The sequence below is a fragment of the Mycetocola sp. JXN-3 genome, from assembly GCF_014522285.1.
In the GTDB taxonomy this organism is placed as follows: Bacteria; Actinomycetota; Actinomycetes; order Actinomycetales; family Microbacteriaceae; genus Mycetocola; species Mycetocola saprophilus.
In genome coordinates this window covers 3382609-3401225 of sequence record NZ_CP041635.1, presented here as the reverse complement: position 1 = coordinate 3401225, position 18617 = coordinate 3382609, and the positions used below count along the sequence as shown (strand labels likewise).

At 65.5% G+C, this 18617-nt stretch carries 15 protein-coding genes, 1 tRNA gene and 1 rRNA gene; 15 read left to right on the top strand and 2 right to left on the bottom strand.

The window, feature by feature from the left end:
* Positions 1 to 178 precede the first annotated feature (178 nt).
* From C7C57_RS15405 to C7C57_RS15375, 7 genes are all read left to right on the top strand, one after another.
* Positions 179 to 261: transfer RNA gene (locus tag C7C57_RS15405), tRNA-Leu, on the top strand.
* Positions 262 to 531: 270 nt separating this feature from the next.
* Positions 532 to 1344, top strand: a complete 813-nt coding sequence (locus C7C57_RS15400) for a hypothetical protein (protein WP_187977080.1) — start codon at positions 532 to 534, stop codon at positions 1342 to 1344.
* 53 nt (positions 1345 to 1397) lie between these two features.
* On the top strand, positions 1398 to 2027 hold the full coding sequence (locus tag C7C57_RS15395; protein WP_187977079.1) for an ATP-binding cassette domain-containing protein: 630 nt from the start codon (positions 1398 to 1400) through the stop codon (positions 2025 to 2027).
* 95 nt (positions 2028 to 2122) lie between these two features.
* A complete protein-coding gene (locus tag C7C57_RS15390; protein WP_187977078.1) occupies positions 2123 to 2641 on the top strand; it encodes an RNA polymerase sigma factor in 519 nt (172 codons plus the stop codon).
* A gap of 29 nt (positions 2642 to 2670) precedes the next feature.
* Positions 2671 to 3657: a hypothetical protein gene (locus C7C57_RS15385; protein WP_187977077.1), complete on the top strand. Its 987-nt coding sequence runs from the start codon at positions 2671 to 2673 to the stop codon at positions 3655 to 3657.
* A 15-nt stretch (positions 3658 to 3672) separates the two neighbouring features.
* Positions 3673 to 4149 (top strand): hypothetical protein, encoded by a 477-nt coding sequence (locus C7C57_RS15380; protein WP_030147550.1) that lies wholly within the window; start codon positions 3673 to 3675, stop codon positions 4147 to 4149.
* Between the two features lie 181 nt (positions 4150 to 4330).
* Entirely contained in the window at positions 4331 to 6229 is a 1899-nt protein-coding gene (locus tag C7C57_RS15375) for a histidine-type phosphatase (RefSeq protein ID WP_255505721.1), read from the top strand.
* Between the two features lie 61 nt (positions 6230 to 6290).
* On the opposite strand, the gene C7C57_RS15370 is transcribed toward C7C57_RS15375, so the two are convergent.
* Both C7C57_RS15370 and C7C57_RS15365 read right to left on the bottom strand, forming a co-directional pair.
* Complete coding sequence (locus C7C57_RS15370; RefSeq protein ID WP_030147548.1) at positions 6291 to 7328, bottom strand: LLM class flavin-dependent oxidoreductase; 1038 nt, start codon at positions 7326 to 7328, stop codon at positions 6291 to 6293.
* A gap of 87 nt (positions 7329 to 7415) precedes the next feature.
* Positions 7416 to 8618: an ROK family transcriptional regulator gene (locus C7C57_RS15365; RefSeq protein WP_187977076.1), complete on the bottom strand. Its 1203-nt coding sequence runs from the start codon at positions 8616 to 8618 to the stop codon at positions 7416 to 7418.
* Between the two features lie 234 nt (positions 8619 to 8852).
* Here C7C57_RS15365 and C7C57_RS15360 point away from each other — a divergent pair, with 234 nt between their 5' ends.
* From C7C57_RS15360 to C7C57_RS15325, 8 genes are all read left to right on the top strand, one after another.
* Positions 8853 to 9977: a substrate-binding domain-containing protein gene (locus C7C57_RS15360; protein ID WP_187977075.1), complete on the top strand. Its 1125-nt coding sequence runs from the start codon at positions 8853 to 8855 to the stop codon at positions 9975 to 9977.
* A gap of 109 nt (positions 9978 to 10086) precedes the next feature.
* Positions 10087 to 11109, top strand: coding sequence for a phosphotriesterase (locus C7C57_RS15355; RefSeq protein ID WP_187977074.1), 1023 nt, complete (start codon positions 10087 to 10089; stop codon positions 11107 to 11109).
* Positions 11106 to 12050 carry an ROK family protein gene (locus C7C57_RS15350; protein WP_187977073.1) on the top strand — a complete coding sequence of 315 codons (945 nt, stop codon included), beginning with the start codon at positions 11106 to 11108 and terminating at the stop codon, positions 12048 to 12050. The genes C7C57_RS15355 and C7C57_RS15350 overlap by 4 nt, the downstream gene beginning before the upstream one ends.
* Positions 12051 to 12052: 2 nt before the next feature.
* Complete coding sequence (locus C7C57_RS15345; RefSeq protein ID WP_223144769.1) at positions 12053 to 13027, top strand: ABC transporter permease; 975 nt, start codon at positions 12053 to 12055, stop codon at positions 13025 to 13027.
* An 8-nt stretch (positions 13028 to 13035) separates the two neighbouring features.
* Positions 13036 to 14301 carry an alanine racemase gene (locus C7C57_RS15340; protein WP_187977071.1) on the top strand — a complete coding sequence of 422 codons (1266 nt, stop codon included), beginning with the start codon at positions 13036 to 13038 and terminating at the stop codon, positions 14299 to 14301.
* Positions 14298 to 15053, top strand: a complete 756-nt coding sequence (locus C7C57_RS15335; protein WP_030147541.1) for an ATP-binding cassette domain-containing protein — start codon at positions 14298 to 14300, stop codon at positions 15051 to 15053. The genes C7C57_RS15340 and C7C57_RS15335 overlap by 4 nt, the downstream gene beginning before the upstream one ends.
* Before the next feature lie 50 nt (positions 15054 to 15103).
* A complete protein-coding gene (locus C7C57_RS15330) occupies positions 15104 to 16189 on the top strand; it encodes an SIS domain-containing protein (RefSeq protein WP_187977070.1) in 1086 nt (361 codons plus the stop codon).
* Positions 16190 to 16793: 604 nt separating this feature from the next.
* Positions 16794 to 18316, top strand: a 16S ribosomal RNA gene (locus tag C7C57_RS15325).
* Positions 18317 to 18617 lie beyond the last annotated feature (301 nt).

Sequence of the window (18617 nt, the reverse complement as noted above, 5' to 3'; positions counted from 1 at the left end):
TTTTCCGATCCCGGGGGTTCCCGGGCGGGACCCACCCCCAAAAACTCCGGGTGATTCCGGGGCGACACGCCCATCGGGGCCGAAGAATGCCCCTCGATTAGGGAACCAAATGAGGGCTGTGATAATCTCATGAAGTCCGCACGGAAGTGAGGAACGAATACACGAAAGTGTGTCAATTGCGCGAGTGGCGGAATGGCAGACGCGCTGGCTTCAGGTGCCAGTGCCCGTAAGGGCGTGGGGGTTCAAGTCCCCCCTCGCGCACAATTGATCGAAAGGCTCCCCAGCTGGGGAGCCTTTCGTCGTTTCCGGATACCCTGTGCGCGATACCCTGTGCGCGATACCGTGTGCCCGATACCCTGTGCCCGTCCACCCCGCTCGGACCTCGCGATCGCGGCCCACATCGCCGTCACATAACTAACGTTAAAAATCTTTTGTCAGGATTTCCCCGCTGCGGCGTTAAGTAGGTAGATGCGGGTCTGTGGACCTGAAGGTTTTGCCAGGGGGCGAAACCGGCGGACAGGGGAATCAACGGTGGCAGAGAGCGTGGGATCGATCCTCGGGGTCGGGATGCCCGAAACCGGTGTGCCGGGGGTGACGCGGCGCCTGAACGGTGCCGGCGTTCGTCACGCCCTGTTCACGATGCTGAGCAGCCGGCTGGGATCCACCGTCATCCTGCTGGGAATCGCCGCGCTTTCGGTGGCCACCGCGCACCTCGGCGCCCGGGCCCGCGACATCGGCATCACCGAGGCGTTTTTTGCCGGTGCCTACGGAGACATCCCGAACTACATCATGACCCTGCTGCTCACCCTGGGATACGCCAGCGCGTTCCTGGCTCGGAGCGAGGATGCCGACGGCGGCCTCAAGCTGTACGCGGCCGTGCGTCACGGGAGCTATCGCCGCTGGAGCATGGCGATCCTGGTGCGCGAGATCCCGCATGCCGCCGCGTTCACGATCGGCGTGGGGGTCATGCTGGTCACCGGTTCGGCGATGCTGGATCATCAGGTGCCCATGTTTGTGGCCGAATCGGCGGTCTTCCATCTGGGCCTACTGGGCCTCTTCGCCTCGCTGCTGGTCTTTTGCACGCTGGCCACGCTGCTGGTCTGGTCCACGCGCAGGGTAGTCGTGGCCTGGAGCATCACGATGCTGGTGGCCGCCGTGGTTGGCTACATCATCCCCGCCGGCATCGGCTGGCTCAACATCGTGGCCCCCTACAGCGCACTGCATGACGGTGCCGCCGTGGGTGCCCCGATCTTTGCTCCGGCCGGTGCCCTGGTCGCCGCAAGCCTCTTCGCCGCCGCGGCCCTGTGGCGCTCCTCCGCCAAGAATGCCGACGGTCTGCTCTAGTGTTCTTGCCGAGCTCGGTCCCCGCACGGCGCCCGGGGACACCGACCCGTCCCGTGATCGCCGTCTCCGAGATGAGCAAGCGTGTGCGCGGAACCACGCTGTATCGCGGGGTGAGTTTTGAGATTCCCGAGGGATCCTTCACCGTGATCACCGGATCGCACTGCACCGGAAAAACGATGCTGCTGCGCATGCTTTCGGGATTCACGACCCCCGACAGCGGAAGCGTGAGCATCGACCCGGCCTACCTCTCCTATGGGCGAACCTTCCCCGAACGCTTTGGGATCACCATCGACCGCCCGCGCTTCATCACCCGGCGGACCGGACTGGGAAACCTGCGCACGCTCGCGGCGATCAACGCGGTGGTGAGCGAGGAGCACCTGGCGGCCACGATGCGCCGGGTGGGGCTGGATCCGGAGGATCCGCGGCGGGTGCGCGACTTCACCCCCGCCATGATCCAGCAGCTCGCCCTGGCACAGGCGCTGATGGAGGATCCCCGGGTGCTGATCCTGGACGAGCCCTTCGCCGAGCTGAACCCCGAGAACCGGGACGGTGTGGTGCGGATCCTGCGCGACCTGCACGCGGCTGGGGTCACGATCGTGGTGGCCACCCAGTCCCTGATCCACGTGCAGGAGCTGGTGACCCAGCACCTCATCATCCGCGACGAAACAGTCGAGACTTATTAACCGTTCAAAGATTTTTTCGGGTTGAATGTCAGGAATCCTCCACTGCGTCGATAGACAGGGTGGGAGGCAACAACGCAAGTAAGAAAACTGAGTGGATGACTAGGCAGCAAACGGCGGTGTTCGAGCACGTGTTCCATGCGAACTACGTTCTTGTTCGGCGCTATGCGGAGCGACGCGTGCCAAGCGCGGCGCTCGCCGAAGACATCGCGGCCGAGACGTTTACGGCCGCCTGGGTCCGGTATCAACAGGGAGACTCGATCGAGTTGCCCTGGCTGTACCGGGTCGCATCCAACAAGATCAACGACCACTTCCGATCCGCCGAACGCAAACGAGCAGTCGAAGAGACCCTCGAGCGCGTGCTGTCGGAGCAGGAGGAGGACGCGGACACGCTGGAGAAGATCGCACTCGGTCGCTCGCTGTTGAAGCTCACGGACAGGGAACGGGAAGCAATCCTGCTGACCTACTGGGAGGGCCTTGGGGCCGCAGAAGTTGCGGTGGCTCTCTCCTGTTCCGTGGCGTCGGCCTGGGCGATTCTCAGCCGGGCACGGAAGAAACTCCGTGCTCTTTTGGGAGAGCCGTTTGTTGCTGGACTGACCGATGGGGGACGCAAATGAATACGGGGAATGACTCGCTCGCGAGGCTCATGTCCGGAATTGACCCGGCCATGACCCCTCCGGACTCCGCACTCGGCGAACGCGAACTCGCGCTCCTCGAGCGTGTTCAGAGCACGAGCGTACACATTCACAACCAGGCGGGTCTTCGACCCCGGGGCACCGATAACGGACGCGCTGCACGCATTCGCCGGTTCCGAGTGCCCTCGTTCGCGGTTGTTGCGTCCCTCATCGCCATCCTGGTCGTGGCGGCCACCTCGATGTCGCTCTGGCCGGGGGAGACCCCGCTGGCCCGGGCGGTCACCCCCAAGCCCCTGGTAGCGGTGCCGATCGGTGATCAGCAACCCGGGTCCCTGCTCCAATCGATGAGTGAATCGCTGGGTGCGAGCAACCAGCCAGCCGCATCACGCGTGCGTTTCCAGAACTGGGCGTTGGCGTTCACCCCCGACGATCCACCGCAGTCGATCATGCCGCAGCGCTTTGACATCACGACCCTGCCCGATGGGTCCACGGTTGCCGAGCGTCGGGCGGCCGGCAATTTTGATCCCGCCGGTCATCAGCTTTCCGGCTTTGACTATCCGTCCCCCGGAACCCTGCTGGACCGACAGACCTACCAGCCCGGCCAGTATGGCTACCTCTTCAGTAGCCCCGACGGAGTCACCGACTGGGGAACCTACCTGCGAACCGGCGGGGGCCTGGGCGCACATCCGAGCACCGGGGACTACTTCACCGCGGTCAAAAACCTCCTGGTTGAGCGATCCCTCAGTTCCACCCAGCATGCCGAGATGCTGGCGTTCCTCTCCACCCTGCCGGATATTCGGATCGACGGAACCGTCACCGACCGGCTCGGCCGCACCGGCATCAGCGTGAGCACCGACTCCCGCGATCCCGGCCGCACCCGCGATGTTTTGGTGGTGACCCCCACACACGGCGTGATCGCCTACGAGCACGTGTATACGGGCACCGACCGATCTGATCTCCAGGCACCCGCAGTAATCGACTACGACGCCTGGTTCTAGAAAGGGAAACACCACATGAAACTGAGCGCCCGCGTCCTCCCCGCCGCCGCACTCCTGGCCGTCTTGCTGATGGGTGGCGCCACCGCCGCCCAGGCCACCACCCAGTCCGATCAGGTCCAGAACCGGGTCAACCAGGTTTTGGTTGAATTCCCCGGTGGGGTGCAGACCGGGCCGGGTGAGGTCACCTGGAACGGCGGCGAGACCATTTTGAACATCGTGTTAGAGGGCGGATTGTCCACCTTTGCCGTGGGGAACTGTGCCACGGGCAGCATGTGCGCCTACACGTCCACGGGCGGGGCCGGATCCAAGATCTCCTTCACCAGCTGCACCGCCGCGAACTCGGTGGCCCCGCTGGGATCCTCGGTCCGTTCGGTCGCCAACGCCCGTTCGTCGGGAACCGCGTTTGGATATAACGGATCCTCCCCGGTCCTGGTCATTCCCGCCGGCTCGCAGGTGAACACCAGCGCCAACATCACCCGGGTGGGCTGCTAGCTAGCCCGTTCCCCCTTCGCCTCACCGGGTGGAGGGGGATTTTTTCCGGGTTGGGCGGCCCCCTTTCGGGGGATGTTACCGCCTAGACACCGCGCATTCATTCGGGACCCCTAGCGTCGCAGGCGGCCCTCACGCCGCGGGTGATCTCGCGGGCGTGCACACCTCACCGTCTAGGACATCCGTGATTCCCCTTCGTTCCACCCCCGCACGCCTCGTGCTTGGCGCGGGAGTATTTGCCCTGACCCTCGTGGTCGCCGCTGGTGCCGCCGCCGAGTCCGGCGCACATCTGAGCTCCAAGCAGCCCTATCAGGAGCCCGACGCGGCCACCGTGGCCGGGTACACCCACGCCCCGGCCGGCTATACCCCGCTGCTCACCGAGTCCGTGGCCCGCCACGGATCGCGTGGCCTGTCCGAGTACAAGTACGACGCGCTGCTGACCCGGCTCTCGGAGACCGCGCTCGCCGAAAACGGGTTTCTGAGTCCCGAGATCGGCCAGCGGTTCCTGGCGGATCTGCGGGGGATCACCGCCGCCAACGTGCAGAACGGCTACGGCCAGCTGACCGGTCAGGGTGCCACCCAGCACCGAGGACTCGGGGAGCGGGCGGTCGCCCGTAACGCGGCCCTGTTTGCTCGGGCCGAGACGACCGGCGATCGGATCATCGCCGAGACCTCGGGGGAGGCACGCGCGACCGAGTCGGGCACCAACTTTCTGGCCGGGGTGACGCAGGCCGGTGCCGGCGCGCTGACCCGGGGGATCACCCCGGAACCGCGCCCCGATCTGCTCTACTTCCATAAGTCGCAAAACCCCGACGGGACCACCAAGCCCGCCGGCTCGCCCGAGCTTGCGCGTGCCCAGGCCTATGAGGCCTATGTGGCCGCGCAGACGGCCCCGGGCGGGACCATTTCCGCGGCCCTCGACTACATCAACGCTCTGCCGCGTTCGGTAAGCGCCGCCGACGATGTGCTCTCGGGCATCTTCACTCCGGACTTCATCGCCAAGATCGGGACTCCTGGTCACGTCTGGTACAACACCGTGGATGGCACCAAGAAGGGCGCTGTCAGCTGTGCGCCCGGCGCCGATCCGGCCAAGGATAAGTCGGCCTGCGGGAGCCCCAAGAAGGTCATCGCGACCCCGGTGGATGCGGCCATGACGCTCTACAACCTCTACATCATCGGTGCGGATATGACCGCCGAGAATATCGGCGATCACACCTTCGATTTCGGTTCCTACCTCACCGGGCGTGACGCCGACCTGGAGTGGTTCGCCTCGCTGCTGGACGCCGAGGACTTCTATGAGAAGGGCCCCGGGCTCGCGGGGCATGACGACACCTATCGGGTGGCTCAGCCGCTGCTGGACGACTTCTTCACAACCATCGATGACCGCGCGGCCGGGGACAACGTGGCCGCAACCTTCCGCTTCGCCCATGCCGAGACGATCATCCCGTTCGCCGCCCTGCTCAAGCTCCCGGGATCCACTCGGCAGGCCCCGGATAACGCGCACCCACAGTCGCTGAACGACGTGTTTGACTACACCAACAACCCGTGGCGCGGGGAGTCCGTGACCCCGATGGCCGCCAACGTGCAGTGGGATGTGTCCGGCCGGGTCGGCACCGATCCGTCCACCGGCCGCGCGTTTACCCCGCTGGTGCGGATGCTCTATAACGAGCGGGAGATCGGCTTCACCGACGCGTGTGTTCCGGTGGCCGCCGGTTCGACCTGGTACAAGTCCTCGGAGCTCAAGCACTGCCTGAACGGGGCCGAGCGGATCGAGGATCCGCGGATCGCCGCCGCGCCGGTGGACCCGACCGCGAGCCCGGATCCGACCGCGAGCCCGTCCCCGACCGCATCTCCGGCACCGACCAGCGCGACACCGACCGACACGGCGTCCACCGGTCCGTCCTCCGCGAAGCCTTCGGCTCACCCGGCCGCCGCGGGTGCGCTGGTGTCCACCGGTCTCGAGGCCGAGAACCTGATGCCGCTCGCCCTCCTGGCCAGCAGCGCCCTGCTCCTCGGCGCGCTCGCCGTGGGATGGTTTGTCCTGCGTCGTCGTCGCCTCGAGGAATCCGAAACCGAGCTCTAGCTCCACCCGCGGCAACGGCCCCGACCGGGATCTCTCCCGGCCGGGGCCGTTTCGCGTGAGGCTAGTCGCGATCCAGGATCGCCCGCACCCGCGGAATCACCTCGGTCCCATACAGCTCGATGCTCGAGAGCAGCTGTTCATGCGGCATGGTTCCGGTGGCGTACTTGAGGTCGAACCGGTCGGTTCCCAGCAGCTTGACGGTCCGGGCGATCTTGGTGGCCACGGTGTCCGGGGAACCCACGTACAGCGAGCCGTGCTCGATCTCGTCGACGTACTCCTGCTCGGTCATCGCCGGCCAGCCGCGCTCGGCACCGATGCGGTTGCGCATCACCAGCTGGTGCGGCCACAGCTCCTCGCGGGCCTGGGCGTCGGTTGCGGCGATGTGTCCGGGGGAGTGCACGCCGAGCGGCATGCCGGTGGACCCGACCTGCTCCTGCGCGCGGCGGTAGAGGTCCACGTAGGGCACAAAGCGTGCGGGGTCGCCGCCGATGATCGCCAGGGTCATCGGGATGCCGTACTCAACCGAGCGCACCACGGATTCGGGGGAACCGCCCACGCCGATCCAGGCGGTCACCGCACCCTTCTCGGTGCGCGGGTACACACGCTGGTCCTTCAGGGGCGGGCGAATGGTGCCCGACCAGGTCACCGGACCCTCGCTGCGCAGGGTGGCAAACAGGTCCAGCTTCTCGCTGAAGAGGGTCTCGTAGTCGGCGAGGTCGTAGCCGAACAGCGGGAAGGACTCGGTGAAGGAGCCGCGGCCGAGGATGACCTCGGCGCGCCCGTTGGAGAGGGCGTCGAGGGTTGCGAAGCGCTCATAGACGCGGATCGGGTCATCGCTGCTGAGCACGGTCACGGCGGTGCCGAGCTTGATTCGCGAGGTCTGACCGGCCAGCGAGGCGAGGATCATGTCGGGGGCGCTGACCGAGAAGTCGTCGCGGTGGTGCTCACCGATGCCAAAGAAGTCCACGCCCACCTTGTCGGCCAGGACACCCTGGGCGACCACGTTGCGGATGACCTCGGCGTCGCTCAGCCGGGTGCCGGTGGCGTCGACGGTGGCATCGCCGAAGGTGTCGAGTCCAAGCTCGAGGGGTGTGGTCATGATGGCTCTCCTAGGGTCGACCGATTTCGATGCATTTGCATACAATAACCGGATCCGGGTGAATCTATTCCCACCACACCGAATCGGTTATCCGACCGGCACCACCGGCTCAACCGATTTCAGGGCTGCCAGGCGTGCGCGATCGACGTGCACCCCGCGGGGCAGTCGGGGGAGCGCCTCGGGGAGTGCGCCCAGGTCGCGGTAGCAGTGCTGCAGGGCCGACACCATCGCCCCCACGGCGCCGGAGAAGTCATCCAGTGTTGCCAGTTCCAGGCGCGGCGCGAGCCGGAGGTGGCCGCCCAGCAGTTCCTGATAGCGCGCCAGCTCGGGGGCGAGGGCGCGGGAGAGGCCGCCGCTGAGCACCACCGTATCCGGGTCGCAGGACACCGATACCGCGGTGAGGGCCACCATCAGTCCCTGTTCAAATTGTTGGCGCAGCGCGGCAATGCGCGGGGCCGGATCGCTCACAAACAGGTCGGCCGGGCTCTCCAGCGCAATGCCCGCGAGCTCCGCCTGGCGCAGGATTCCGCCGCCGGTGACCAGGTGTTCAAGCCGGGCACCCATCGGACCGATCGGAAGCTGGCCGAACTCACCCACCAGGCCGCGCGTTCCACGCAAAACCCTGCCGTCCATCGCCAGTGCGCTGCCCAGTCCAAACCCGAGGCTGAGCAGGGCGGCATTGGGGGAGTGGGCGGCGGCACCAAAGTGCAGTTCGCCCAGCAGGGCAAAGTTGGCGTCGTTATCGCAGACGACCGGACAGGGGAGGGACCGGCGCAGCGCGGCCAGGAACTCGGTGCCCTCGATCTGCGGCAGGTTGGGGGCGTGCGAGATGCGCTGCTCGGGGATCTCCAGCGAGCCGGGGACCCCGAGGGCGACGTGGCGCAGGGGGGCGGCGAATCCGGAGGAGAGGTCGAGGATGACACCGGCGAGCCAGTCGATCAGCGCGGGAAGGTCGAGTGTGCCCGGGGTGGCCAGCTCGCGCACGGCCAGCGGGGTTCCGTGGATATGGCCGATGACGATCCGGGTTTTGCTGGCGCCGAGGTCCACCCCGGCCACGATGCCCAGGTCGGCACGCAGGTCGAGCTGCACCGCCCGGCGTCCGCGCTGCTCGGAGACGATCTCCTGGGTCTCGGTAATCAGGTCCTCGCCAATTAGCTGTTCCACGGTGCGGGTCACGGTGGCGGCGGAGATCCCGGCGGCGGTGGCGAGCTTTTTGCGGCTGGCCGGTCGCTCCAGCAGCAGGGTGGTGAGCACGGCGCTGCGATTGAGTTCTCGAGTGTCCTGGACCATGGCGCTCCCTTTTGTGCTCAGCCTGAATCTAAAAGTACCGCATGTTCGGGTTCTGAACGGGCGTATCGCGGTTTTTACGGCCTGGAAACACGCCCGACACATTCGCGAGTTTAGATTTGATTGCTCGATGAAAATAAAACCAGAATCGAGTTCGCGATGGTGGGCAGGTAATTCGGGGGCAAAACCGATCGCGATATCCCTATCAAACAGCAGTCGCACCTGGAAGGTCACCCCATGCACATCACCCGCCCCGGCCGACGCTTCGGCGCCCGCTTCGCCATTGCCGGAGCCATCGCGCTCTCGCTCACCCTCAGCGGCTGTGCCGCCACCTCCGGTCCGGCCTCCACGCCGACCAGCAGTGCCACCCAGCCCACCCTGACCTTCGCCGGCCCCAACGGCGAAAAGCCCGACGCCCTCAGCGCGCTCTCGCTCACCGCCGACGAGATCGCCAAGGTTAAGGCCGGTAACTTCACCGCCGCCTTCGTCTGGCACACCTCCTCCGACTTCGTGACCGCCGTGGAAAAGGGTGCCCGCGAGGAATTCGAAAAGCTCGGCATCAAGGTGGTTGCCAGCACCCAGGCCGGCTTCAACGCGGCCACCCAGGCCAATAACGTCCAGACCGTGCTCGCCCTTCACCCCTCGATCGTGGTGGGTATCGCCGTGGACCCCACCTCCGCCGCCAAGGCCTTCCAGCCGGTGGTGGACTCGGGCACCAAGCTCGTGATCATGACCACCCCGCCGGCCGGATATAAGGCGGGCAAGGACTTCGTCTCGATCGTGACCGAGGACCTCAGCAAGGCCGGCAAGGCCAACGCCGACATCATCGGCAAGGAGATGAAGGGTGAGGGCGAGGTCGGCTACCTCTCCTACAACGCCAACTTCTGGTTCACCAACCAGCGCGACCAGGCCTTCAAGGACTGGCTGGGTTACTCCTACCCGAAGATGCAGATCGTCGACAGCGAGGGTTTCGCCGATGAGACCGCGACCCAGACCATCGCCGCCGCGATGATCGCCAAGCACCCGAACATGAAGGCGATCTACGTCTCCTGGGCCACCGCGGCTCAGGGTGTGGTGGCGGCCATTCGTGCCGCCGGACGAACCGACATCAAGGTGGTCACCAACGACCTCGACACGACCCTGGCCGCGGCCATGGTGGGGAACGGTCCGGTCGCCGGCCTGGTGGGCAACGGCTCGCTGGGAATCGGGCAGGGCCTGGCCCTCGCCGGTGCCTTCGGCGTCCTGAACAAGCCGGCCCCGGCCCTGGTGGCCTCGGACCCGACCTCGGTCACCGGCGACAACCTCAAGGATGCCTGGAAGGCCGACTACGGCTCCGACCTGCCCGCGAGCGTGGGCAAGTAGCTCGCCCCACTAGACCGATGGGTGGTCGCGTTCCCCCGCGTGGCCACCCATCATTTCCTCCCCTTCATCCCCTCTCCCCGCACAGTCGGGTGTGATCTAGGAGCACATCATGACCCAGGCAATGACCGTTCTCGGTCCGGTTCCGGTTTCGGAGCTGGGGCGGATCATGCCCCACGAGCACCTGCTCTCCCTCACCCCCGGCCCCTGGCAGGTGGGTGGCCACGGCAGCGAGGCGGCCGCCGTGAATGCGGTCGATCTCGCGGTCGACGCCCTCTCCCGGCTCCCCGAACTCGGCTTTTTCACCGTGGTGGACCTCAGCCCCTACGGGGTTGTGGGTCGCGATGCCCAGGGGAACAACGCGGCCCTGCTGCGCGAGATTTCCCGGCGCAGCGGACTGCACATCATCTCCGGCACCGCACTGTACCTGGAGTCGTACTCGCCCGGGTGGGCCCGCGAGGCCAGCCTCGGTGAGCTGGTGACCCGGTTGGTGCGCGATGCCACCGAGGGGATCGGCTCCTCCGGGGTACGCGCCGGCGTCTTTGGCGAGCAGGCCACCGGACTGGATGTGATCTCGGCTCACGAGGAGAAGTGCCTGCGGGCCATCGCCCGCGCTCACCGGGAGACCGGCCTGTCGATCATGACCCACACCACCCACGGCTCGATGGCGCTCGAGCAGATCGCCCTGCTGCGCGCGGAGGGGGTGGACCTGGACCGGGTGGTCATCGGCCACCTCGATACCCAGCTGGACCCCGACCTGCCCCGCCGGATCCTCGACACCGGTGCCCGGATCGCCATCGACACCATCGGCAAGCAGGACTGGGACTTCTTCCTGGGTCCCGCCCCCGAGGGCGAGCGCGGCGAGGGGGAGTACCCCAAGCGCGCGTTCCACCGCTCCGATCGGGGTCGCGCCGACCTGGTGGCCGCGCTCGCCGCCGAGGGCCTGGCCGGCCGCATCCTGCTGGCCCAGGATCTCACCGGTGCCGAGGTGTGGCTGAACCCCGACACCCACGGCCAGCACGGCTACTCCTATCTGGGTGAGGTGTTTGTTCCGATGCTGGTCGAGCGCGGCGTCTCCGAGGCCAATCTTGAACTCCTGCTGGCCACCGGGCCCGGGGAGGTGATGGGACTGTGAGCGTCGCCACAACCCCCGCCGTGGTGGTGGGCATCGATCTGGGCGGCACCAAGGTGCGCGCGGCCCTCGCCGATACTCGGGGCAGACTCCTACACCGGCTCACCGAGCCCACCCGTCCGGGGATCGCGCTGATCGCCCAGCTCACCGATATCGTCACCCGGCTTTCGGCCCTGGACCCGGATGCACCGGTGGCGGGCACGGCTATCGGCGGTGCCGGGGTTCCGCTGCCCGATGGGAGCGGATTCACCCAGGCGCCGAATCTCGGCGAGTTGGGCGAGGTCTCACTGGTCGCCGAGCTGCGGCGTCGGCTGGGTCACCCGGTGGTGATCGAGAACGACGTCAACATCGCCGCCCTCGGCGAGCTGCACGCCGGTGCCGGCCGCGAGAGCGAGAGCTTCGCGTTTGTCTCGGTGGGAACCGGGATCGGTGTGGGACTGGTGCTCGCGGGATCCATCTGGCCCGGGGTCAGCGGTGCCGCCGGGGAGGTGGGATATCTTCCGTTTGGCAGCGATCCCCTCGATCCCCGCAATCAGCGTCGTGGCGCCCTCGAGGAGGTCGTGGCCGGCAACGTGCTGGCCCAGCGTCTCCCGCAGCCCGCCGGGGAACCCCCGCTCACCGCCCGCGAGGTTTTCGCCGCGGCCGAGGCGGGGGATCCGCTCGCGGTCCAAGCCCTGGATACCCAGGCTCGCTGGCTCGCCCACACCCTGCTCGCCATCGACGCGGTGGTGGATCCGGGCCTCTACATTCTCGGCGGGGGAATCGGGTCCAGGCCCGAGCTCCTCGCCCCCCTTGATCACTGGCTGGCGCGTCTGGGACGACCGGGACTGCGTGTCCGCAGCAGCGAACTGGGCGATGACGCCCCGCTGCACGGTGCCGTCCACCTCGCGCTCGCCGCGGCGATCACCCCCTCCTCCCTCCCCAGAGAAAGTGAAGCATCATGACCGTGACCCAGGCAGACGGAACACTCACCGTCGGCGGTCGTTTCCGCCGGGTGAACTGGCGGCAGTACGTCGTCTACATCGGATTTATCGTCGTTTTTATCTACTTCGCCGCTACCCAGGGGGCGAACTTTGTGAACCCCACCACCCTGGTGACCATCATCACCCAGGCGACCCCGATCACCGTGATGGCGGTGGGCACGGTGTTCATGCTGAGCCTCGGCGAGATCGACCTGTCGATCGGCTCCACGGTTGCGCTCTCGGCCCTGGTGGCCGCGGTGTCCCTCCAGGCCACCGGACAGTGGTGGCTTGCGGCGCTCGCCGGATTGGCGATCGGCGCGGTGGTGGGCCTGGTCAATGGACTGTTTGTCACCCTGGTGCGCCTGCCCTCCTTCCTGGTCACCCTGGCCACGATGGGGTTGGTAGCTGGGCTCGCCCAGCAGCTCACCAACCTGCAGTCGGTTCCGGTGACCGAGCCGGTCTTCAGCTGGATCTTCGGTGCCGGAGACATCGCCGGAATGCCGATCCTGGTGGTCTGGAGCGTCGTCGTGGTGGCCCTGGGCTGGCACGTGCTGCGTCAGCGCCGCTTCGGTGCCCACGTGCTCGCGGTGGGTAACCGCGCGGCCGCCGCCTCGGTCAGCGGGATCCGGGTGAACCGGGTCAAGCTCATCGTGTTTGCCCTGAGCGGGGTGACCGCGGGTCTCGCGGGTCTGCTCTACTCGGGCCGTCTGGCCGGTGCAACCTACACCCTGGGTGGATCGGACCTGATGAGTGTGCTGGCGGCGGTCATCGTCGGCGGCACCGCGCTCACCGGCGGTAAGGCCTCGATGATCGGCGCCCTGGTGGGCAGCCTGTTCATGAGCATGATCAACTACGGCCTGCTGCTCGGCGGCCTCACCGTGGCTCAGCAGATGATCGTGCGTGGCGTGATCATCCTGATCGCCGTCTCCCTCTCCCTCCGCGCCAAGAAGAGCAGTTAGGACCCGTCATGTTTCTTGATCTCCTGCGCCGCCGCAACCCCGAACTCCTGCGGGTTGCCGCCCAGTTCCACCGCGACGGATTGATCCCGCCGAACACCTATGTAATCGACCTGGATGCGGTCACCCGCAATGCCGGTTACATTGCGACCGAGGCCGCCCGCTTTGGGTTCACCCCGTTTGCGATGACCAAGCAGATCGGCCGCAACCCCGATGCCTCGGCCGCGATCCGTGCCGGGGGAATCACCCACGCGGTGGGGGTAGACCTCGAGTGTGCGGTGGCCGCGGCCGCGGGCGGACTGGCCACCGGACACCTGGGCCACCTGGTCCAGATCCCGCGGCACAGCGCGGCGACCGCCGCCGCGCTGAACCCGCTGTACTGGACCGTGTTCTCCGAGCAGAAGGCCCGCGAGGCCGGTGCCGCGGCGCTGGAGCTGGGGCGAGAGCAGGACGTGCTCGCCCGCATCTTCGCCCCCGGAGATCGCTTCTACCCGGGCCACGAGGGCGGGTTCGAGGCCGACCAGATTGCCCGGGTGGCCGACCGCCTGGACGCGATCCCCGGGGTGCGTTTCGCCGGGATCACCACCTTCCCGGCGACCCTGTTCGATCCCGAATCCGGCACCGCCAAGCCCACCCCGAACCTGGGGACCCTGACCGAGGCGCTGCACGAGCTGGAGTGGGCGGGCCGGCACAACATCGTGGTGAATGCGCCCGGCACCACCTCGACGGCGATCTTCCCCGCGCTCGCCGAAGCCGGGGCGACCCAGGTGGAGCCCGGACACGGGCTCACCGGGACCACCCCGCTGCACGCGGTCCAGGACCTCGCCGAAGACCCGGCCATCGCCTACGTCTCCGAGGTCTCGCACCTGTGGAACGATCGCGCCTATGTGTTTGGCGGCGGACTCTACGTGGACCCGGTCCTGGGTTCGGCACGCACCGAGGCGCTGGTGCTCGGTGCCCAGGATGACCCGGCCACGGCGGTCCCGCAGCAGGTTGATATGCCCGATGCCTCGGCCATCGACTACTACGCCACCATCCCGGGGGCGGGCGCGCACCGGGCCTGCCCGGGGGATACCGTCATCTTCGGATTCCGTCCCCAGGTGTTTGTCACCCGCGGTTTGACCGCGGGTATCTCCGGCCTCTCCACCGGAAACCCGGTCCTCGCGGGCATCTGGTCCGCCGATGGTTCGGCACCCCTCACCCACGCCGCCGATGGTTTCGCCAGCGGTGCGTCGGGTACCCACACCGTAGCCCACAACGCCGGGAGCAACTCATGAGCACCAGCACCAGTACCGACACCTTTGCCCTCCAGCTGGACGGGATCACCAAGCACTTTGGTGGCATCGTCGCGATCAAGCACTTCGACCTGCAGATCAAACCCGGTGAGATCGTCGCCCTGGTCGGCGATAACGGAGCGGGCAAATCCACCCTGGTCAAGATCATCTCGGGGATGTACCAGCCCACCGCCGGCGAGATTCGGTTGAACGGTGCCCCCACCAACTTCCGCGACCCCTCGGATGCCCGCACCAAGGGTGTCGAGGTGGTCTATCAGGACCTGGCCCTGGTGGATCTGCAGCCCGTCTACATGAACATGTTCCTGGGGCGCGAGCTGCGCAAGAAGCCCTTTGGGACCCTGGACCGTCGCGAGATGGCGGCGCAGACCCAGGCCCTGGTGGATGAGCTGGATGTGCGCATCCCCTCGGCCAAGGCCCCGCTAAGCGACCTCTCCGGTGGTCAGCGGCAGGGCATCGCCATCGCCCGGGCCACCAACTGGGCGAGCAGCCTGGTGCTGATGGACGAGCCCACCGCGGCCCTCGGTGTGGCCGAGACCGCCCGGGTGGAGCAGATCATCATGCGCCTGCGCGAGCGTGGGGCCGGGGTTCTGATCGTCAGCCACAACATGGAACAGGTCTTCCGGGTGGCCGATCGGGTGACGGTCCTGCGCCGCGGGACCCAGGTGGCGACCAAGCGCATCGACGAGGTCACCCACAACGAGCTGATCGCGATGATTACCGGGCTCACCTCATGAGCGAAAAAGAAATCCCCACGGCGCCCGGCGCAGACTATAGCCTGGGAGCCATGTCGACCGAGAACAACCTGGATGCCCCGAACAAAGACGTGCGTGTGCCCGGTGCGCTGATGCGCGCGGAGATCGCCGAACAACCCGTGCGCTGGCGCGAGCTGGTGCGCGAATCCCGTACACAGATCGATGCGGCGGCCGCGCTGATCACCGAGGGCAAGCCCGAGCTGATCGTGATGGTGGCCCGCGGCTCGAGCGATCACGCCGCCAACTACGCGCAGTACCTGATTCACGCGGTGCTGGGGATCCCGGTTGCGCTGGCCACCCCGGCCAGCGTGCACCCGAATGCCCCGCAGCTGCGCTACCCCAATGCGCTGGCCATCGCGATCTCCCAGTCGGGACGCTCCCCGGACCTGATCGCCACCGTGGAATCGATCCGTGCGGGCGGTACCCCGGTGCTCAGCCTCACCAATAACGGTGACAGCCCGCTGGCCGAGCTCGCGGACGTCGCGGTGGACCTGTCCGCGGGCCCCGAGCTCTCGGTGGCCGCGACCAAGACCTACACCGCCTCGCTGCTGGCCATCGTGCTGTTGGTGCTGCGTGCGGCGGGGGAGGAGTGGGACGCCATTGTGCCCCGGGTTGACCTGCTCGCCGACAGCGCCGAGGCATTCCTGGCGGACCCTTCGGCGTCGGCCGAGGCGCTTGCCCTGCTCTCGGGGCGCGAGCGCATCGTGGTGGTGGGCCGCGGGGTCTCGATGTCCTCGGCTCGCGAGGGTGCGCTCAAGCTCATGGAGACCAACGCGATCGCCGCCTCGGGATGGAGCGCCGCCGATGCGATCCACGGCCCGCTCGGCCAGGTGACCCCGGGAACGGTCGCGGTGGTGCTGACCGGGACCGCGTTGGGACGCGACTCGGTGATCGAGTTCGCCGAGAAGGCTCATGCACTGGGTGCCAACGTGCTGGAGGTGGGCCCGGGGGTGATCGAGTTTGCCGATGCGCAGATCACCCTGCCGCAGGTTCCCATGGGTGGCATCCCGATCCTGGAGACCATTCCGCTGCAGTCGCTCGCCCTCGAGCTTGCGCTCCAGCGTGGACTGGATCCGGATTCCCCGGCCGGTCTGAACAAGGTCACGCTCACGCATTAGTTCGCTCCATTTTCGGATCCCCTCGTTTACCCCGCGCACGGGCGAAACGAGGGGATCCGCATGTTTCCGGGGGAGTGTCGTTCCGACACGCCATCAGGCGGCCTGGATTTGCCCGTTGTGTGGAACCTGCGTAAAGTAATACTCATCACCCCAAAGGTGCGGCTCGCTAGAGCGGCCGGCCTCAAGCGGGATCATCCCCATACTTCAACACGCCGGACTTGTTCTGTGCTTGGTTGTGTGGCAGGATTGAAACTCATCCGCTTCACGGATGCCCCACTCACAATCTGGTTCTTTATCGGTTGTGGAAGCGAGTTTGTGAAGAGATGATGTGATGTGGTCACCCCTAGTTAGAAGCCATGTAGTTTTTGTGTGGTGGATGTGGGGAGTGTGTGATCCTTGAGAACTCAACAGCGTGCACAATGTCAAATGCCAAAAACCTCGGCATCACTTTTAGTGATGTGGAGATTCCTTTTGAAACATTTTAAACAAACAAAGCAAGTCAGTAATGATTTGTTCTGTCAGTTTCAAACTCGCATCGTTTGCTCTTTTTCCGGGTGGACGGTGCAATCAAATGTCCCGGTCTTTGAGATCGTGGAGATAAACATTTACGGAGAGTTTGATCCTGGCTCAGGACGAACGCTGGCGGCGTGCTTAACACATGCAAGTCGAACGATGAAGCTGGAGCTTGCTCTGGTGGATTAGTGGCGAACGGGTGAGTAACACGTGAGTAACCTGCCCTCCACTCTGGGATAAGCGCTGGAAACGGCGTCTAATACCGGATATGAATCTCCACCGCATGGTGGGGGTTGGAAAGAATTTCGGTGGGGGATGGACTCGCGGCCTATCAGCTTGTTGGTGAGGTAATGGCTCACCAAGGCGACGACGGGTAGCCGGCCTGAGAGGGTGACCGGCCACACTGGGACTGAGACACGGCCCAGACTCCTACGGGAGGCAGCAGTGGGGAATATTGCACAATGGGCGCAAGCCTGATGCAGCAACGCCGCGTGAGGGATGACGGCCTTCGGGTTGTAAACCTCTTTTAGTAGGGAAGAAGCGAAAGTGACGGTACCTGCAGAAAAAGCACCGGCTAACTACGTGCCAGCAGCCGCGGTAATACGTAGGGTGCAAGCGTTGTCCGGAATTATTGGGCGTAAAGAGCTCGTAGGCGGTTTGTCGCGTCTGCTGTGAAATCCCGAGGCTCAACCTCGGGCCTGCAGTGGGTACGGGCAGACTAGAGTGCGGTAGGGGAGATTGGAATTCCTGGTGTAGCGGTGGAATGCGCAGATATCAGGAGGAACACCGATGGCGAAGGCAGATCTCTGGGCCGTAACTGACGCTGAGGAGCGAAAGGGTGGGGAGCAAACAGGCTTAGATACCCTGGTAGTCCACCCCGTAAACGTTGGGAACTAGATGTAGGGTCCATTCCACGGATTCTGTGTCGCAGCTAACGCATTAAGTTCCCCGCCTGGGGAGTACGGCCGCAAGGCTAAAACTCAAAGGAATTGACGGGGGCCCGCACAAGCGGCGGAGCATGCGGATTAATTCGATGCAACGCGAAGAACCTTACCAAGGCTTGACATATACCGGAAACGTCCAGAGATGGTCGCCCCGTAAGGTCGGTATACAGGTGGTGCATGGTTGTCGTCAGCTCGTGTCGTGAGATGTTGGGTTAAGTCCCGCAACGAGCGCAACCCTCGTTCTATGTTGCCAGCACGTAATGGTGGGAACTCATGGGATACTGCCGGGGTCAACTCGGAGGAAGGTGGGGATGACGTCAAATCATCATGCCCCTTATGTCTTGGGCTTCACGCATGCTACAATGGCCAGTACAATGGGCTGCGATACCGCAAGGTGGAGCGAATCCCAAAAAGCTGGTCCCAGTTCGGATTGAGGTCTGCAACTCGACCTCATGAAGTCGGAGTCGCTAGTAATCGCAGATCAGCAACGCTGCGGTGAATACGTTCCCGGGCCTTGTACACACCGCCCGTCAAGTCATGAAAGTCGGTAACACCCGACGCCGGTGGCCTAACCCCTTGTGGGAGGGAGCCGTCTAAGGTGGGATTGGTAATTAGGACTAAGTCGTAACAAGGTAGCCGTACCGGAAGGTGCGGCTGGATCACCTCCTTTCTAAGGAGCATCTGGCAACCATTGGTTGTCCAGGCGCCAGTTCTGAGCAAACGTCTCAGCTGGTAGCTCATGGGTGGAACATTTGATATTTCCGTGCTGAAAGCATGGTGTTGTTAGTACGCTTCTTTGGAAGTTGGAACAGAGCATTATGTGGAAGGTCGGGTGCACGTTGTTGGGTCCTGAGGGATCACTCAAGGCGGTAACGTCTTGTTGATACCTTCGGACCAAAGCTTGTGAGGCAGGAGTCGAACTTAGTGTTTGATGGTTTTACATGTTTTGGTATCGACCGTACGTTGAGAAC